Source organism: Kitasatospora sp. NPDC007106, assembly GCF_040634455.1.
Classification (GTDB): Bacteria; Actinomycetota; Actinomycetes; order Streptomycetales; family Streptomycetaceae; genus Kitasatospora; species Kitasatospora arboriphila.
Window position 1 is genome coordinate 1 of the sequence record NZ_JBEYFP010000576.1, and the last position, 3,874, is coordinate 3,874.

General features: G+C 77.4%; 2 protein-coding genes and 1 pseudogene. 1 reads left to right on the forward strand and 2 read right to left on the reverse strand.

The window, feature by feature from the left end; all coding sequences use genetic code 11:
- Positions 1-974, forward strand: a pseudogene (locus ABZ641_RS28680) (regulator); the annotation flags it as partial.
- A gap of 48 nt (positions 975-1,022) precedes the next feature.
- On the opposite strand, the gene ABZ641_RS28685 reads toward ABZ641_RS28680, so the two are convergent.
- Together ABZ641_RS28685 and ABZ641_RS28690 are read right to left on the reverse strand one after the other, a co-directional pair.
- Positions 1,023-2,336 (reverse strand): FAD-dependent oxidoreductase, encoded by a 1,314-nt coding sequence (locus ABZ641_RS28685; protein ID WP_359986350.1) that lies wholly within the window; start codon positions 2,334-2,336, stop codon positions 1,023-1,025.
- A 439-nt stretch (positions 2,337-2,775) separates the two neighbouring features.
- On the reverse strand, positions 2,776-3,687 hold the full coding sequence (locus ABZ641_RS28690; RefSeq protein ID WP_359986353.1) for a TIGR01777 family oxidoreductase: 912 nt from the start codon (positions 3,685-3,687) through the stop codon (positions 2,776-2,778).
- Between the last annotated feature and the right edge of the window lie 187 nt (positions 3,688-3,874).

Consider the following 3,874-nt stretch of genomic DNA (forward strand, 5'->3'; position numbering starts at 1 on the left):
GCCGGCCGCTCCCCGGCACCGAGGGCGCCGAGCAGAACGCCCCCGGCCGGGACTCCCGCCCGGCCGTCCGGGTCGGCCGCGGCGACATCGCCGCCATCCGCGCGGTCGGCGACCTCTTCCGGGCGCTCGACCACGCCTACGGCGGCGGCCACGCCCGGCAGGCCCTGGTCCGCTACCTGGAGAGCGAGGCCGAGCCGATGCTGCGCGGCCGCTACGGCGAGCAGATCGGCCGGGCGCTGTTCGGCGCCGTCGCCGACCTCACCAGGCTGGCCGGCTGGACGTCCTTCGACATCGCCGCGCACGGCCTCGCCCAGCGGTACTTCGTCCAGTCGCTGCGGCTCTCCCAGGCCGCGGGGGACCGCGTGCTCGGTGGCTTCGTGCTCACCACCATGAGCCAGCAGGCCGTCCACCTCGGCCACGGCCGGGAGGCGATCCAGCTCGCCCGGGTCGCCCAGCAGGGCGTCGGCACCACGGCGGCCCCGGTCGTCCAGGCGCTGATGCACGCCGCCGAGGCCCGCGGCCACGCGCTGCTCGGCGACGTCCGCGCCTGCACCGCGGCGATGGTCCGCTGCGAGCGGGCGCTGGCCACCGCCCGGCCGGGCGACGAGGCGCCGTCCTGGTCGCGCTACTTCGACGAGGCCCAGCTGGCCGACGAGTTCGCGCACTGCTACCGCGACCTGCAGCAGTGGCGGCCCGCCGCCCAGCACGCCGAGAAGTCGCTGCGGCTGCGCGCCCCCGCCTACGCCCGCAGCCGGATCCTCTGCCGCCTGGTGCTGGCCACCTCGCGGCTCGGCATGGGCGAGGTCGAGGAGTCCTGCACGATGGCGGGCGAGTCGCTGCGCGCCGCCGGCGAGATGCGCTCCGCCCGCACGGTGGAGTACCTGCGGGACTTCCACCGCCGCCTCGCCCCCTACCGGGCCACCCCGACCGTGCGGGCCTTCGAGGAGGCCGCCCGCCAGGCCGGGGTGATCTGAGCGCCGTCCGGCGGCCCGCCACGACGGCGGGCCGCCGGACGGGCACGGTCAGGCCGCCACGTCGGAGGCCCGCACCGCCGTCTCCAGCCCGAGGTCGCGCAGCACCGCCTGCGCGGCCCGGCGCCCGGACACCAGGGCGCCCTGCACGCTGCTGGTGTCCCGGTGGTCGCCGCACACGTACAGCCCGGCCAGCACCCGTACCGACCGGCGGAAGTGGTGCGGGGCGGGCATCGCCGGCACCGCGTCCGGGGCGTGGCGGACGCTCAGGAACTCCCATCCGGCGGTGGAAGCGCCGTACAGCTCGGCCAGCCGCCGGCGCACCATCGGCTCGAAACCGGCCGGGCCGCCGATGTCGTAGCCCCGCCGGCCCAGCACCGTGGTCGCCACCAGCGCCCGCCCGGCCGGCGCGTACGAGGGGTGCACGTCGCTGAGCACCAGCGTGTGCGACACCCCGGACCGGTCGGCGTCCAGCAGCAGTGCCGGCTCGCCCAGCGGCGAGCGGTCCGCCGCGTGGAAGTACGTGGTCACCGGGTGGAAGTCCGGCAGCCGCAGCCCGGGCAGCAGCGCGGCCGCGGAGCGGGCGTCGCAGGCCAGCACCACGGCCTGCGCGCCCACCCGGCCGTGCCGGGCGGTCTCCACGCCGTCCGCGGACACCGCGGTGACCGCCACCCCGGTCCGCACCGTGCCGGCCGGCAGTCCCTCGGCCAGCTGTGCGGGCACCGAGGCCGTCCCGCCGGCGGGCAGGCAGAGCCGGCCCCGGGCGTACGAGCGCAGCACCAGGTCGGCCACCCGGCTGCTGGTGGTCAGCGAGCGGTCGGCCAGCAGCGCGCCCAGCAGCGGCCGCAGGAAGCCGTCGACGGTCCGCCCGCCGAGGCCGCGGTCGGCCAGCGCGCGGGCCGCGGTGGTCTCCGGCCGGGCGAGCAGCCGGGGGACGGGCGTGGCGGCGAGCCGGTTCAGCGAGGCGGCCAGCCGGGCCCGTTCGAGCGGGCTGCCCAGCGCCCCGCCGAGCGCCCCGCGTCCGGCGGCCTGCTGGGGGACGCCTGCCCGGTAGCGGCGGCCGGCGCTGTGCACCAGGACGCCCGGGGCCAGCGGGCGCAGGTCCAGCCGGTCGAGGTCGAGCCGGCGGGCCGGTTCCGGGTGGTCGGTGTTGAGCAGGTGGATGCCGTGGTCGAGCCGGAATCCGTCCAGCTCGTCCGAGGCCATCCGGCCGCCGATGCGCCGGGCGGCCTCCAGGACCTGGACGCTGAGGCCCTGTCCGGTCAGCGCGCGGGCGGCGGCCAGGCCCGCGAGGCCGGCACCGACCACGACCACGTCCGGGTCGGACGGCTGGCGGGAACGGCGGATGAAGTCGTATGCGGGCACGGGTGTGCTCCCTCCCTGACGGCGGCCTCCGGGCCCGCGCGGCGGCGGCCGGGCCCGTGGAGCTCCGGCCGAGGCGGGCAGCGGGGTGCCGGGTACGGTCCGTCAAACGTGATGCCCCGTCAATGTGCTGATCAGACCGGCGCGGCCGGTGGAATCGGGTCCGGCCACCGGATCGTGGTGGCACTGCGGAGGGGCCCGGTCACCGAGCGTGCGCCGGACCAGCGGCGATCCGGCGGCGCCGGGCGCGCACGGTCACGGAGGGCGCGACGGCGCGCCCTCCGTCTGCAACCGTGCGCCCCTGTGCGCCCGGTGGGCGGACCGGGTCCGCCCCACGTACGACGGCGCTTACCCGGAACCGGACCCTCTCAGTCCTGCCCGTCTCCTGCCCGGTTCCCGCCCGGTTCCCGCCCGTCTCCTGTCCGGTTCCCGCGCGGGTCCTTCAGGCCAGCAGGGCCGCCCGCACCATCGACTCCGCGTCCGGGTGCCGGAACCGGAAGCCGGCCGCCAACAGCCGCTCCGGCAGCACCCGGTGGCTGCCCACCACCTCGACGGCCATCTCGCCGAGCACCGTCTTCAGCGCGAACTCCGGCACCGCCAGCACCGTCGGCCGCCCCAGCACCCGCCCGAGGACCTCCGTCAGCTCCGCGTTGGTCACCGGACGCGGACCGGTGAGGTCGACCGGGCCGGACATCTCCGCACGGTCGATCAGGAACCGCATGGCGGCCACCTCGTCCGCCAGCGACAGCACGCTCCAGTACTGCCCGCCCGACCCCAGCCGGCCGCCCAGCCCCAGCCGGAACAGCGGCAGCATCCGGCCGAGCGCACCGCCGCGCGCGGACAGCACCAGCCCGGTGCGCGGGTGCACCACCCGGATCCCGGCGTCCTCCGCGGGCCGGGCGGCAGCCTCCCACTCGACGCACACCCGGGCCAGGAAGTCGTCCCCGGCCGGCGAGTCCTCGTCGACGACCCGGTCGCCGGTCTGGCCGTAGTAGCCGACCGCGGACGCGCTCACCAGGACCCTCGGCGGCCGCTTGAGCTTCGCCAGCGCACCCGCCACGGTCTCCGTGCCCAGCACCCGGCTGTCGTGGATCTCCTGCCGGTACGCCTGCGTCCACCGCCGGTCCGCGACCCCGGCGCCGGCCAGGTGCACCACCGCGTCGGTGCCCTCCAGCCCGGCCGTGTCGATCTGCAGCAGGTGGGGGTTCCAGCCGATCCCGACCGTCCCGTCCGGCTGCCGCCCCACCCGGCTGCGCTGCCGCACCAGCCGTACCACCTCGTGCCCGTCCGCGAGTAGCGAGCGGACAAGAGCGGAACCGATCAGACCCGTGGAACCCGTCACCGCGATGCGCATGCCCCCATCCTCCCAGCTCCCCGCCCGCCCGACGCCCACCACCCGGGGCGCGCCGAACCACACAAAACCGGAAGGCCGCTGCGCACCCCACCCCCACGTGCCCCTCGCTCGGGGGGCACTGCCAGGGGGCGCGGGGAACTGCGCGAGTCGGAAGCGCACTGTGCCGCACCGCCATCCCCACCCCCAC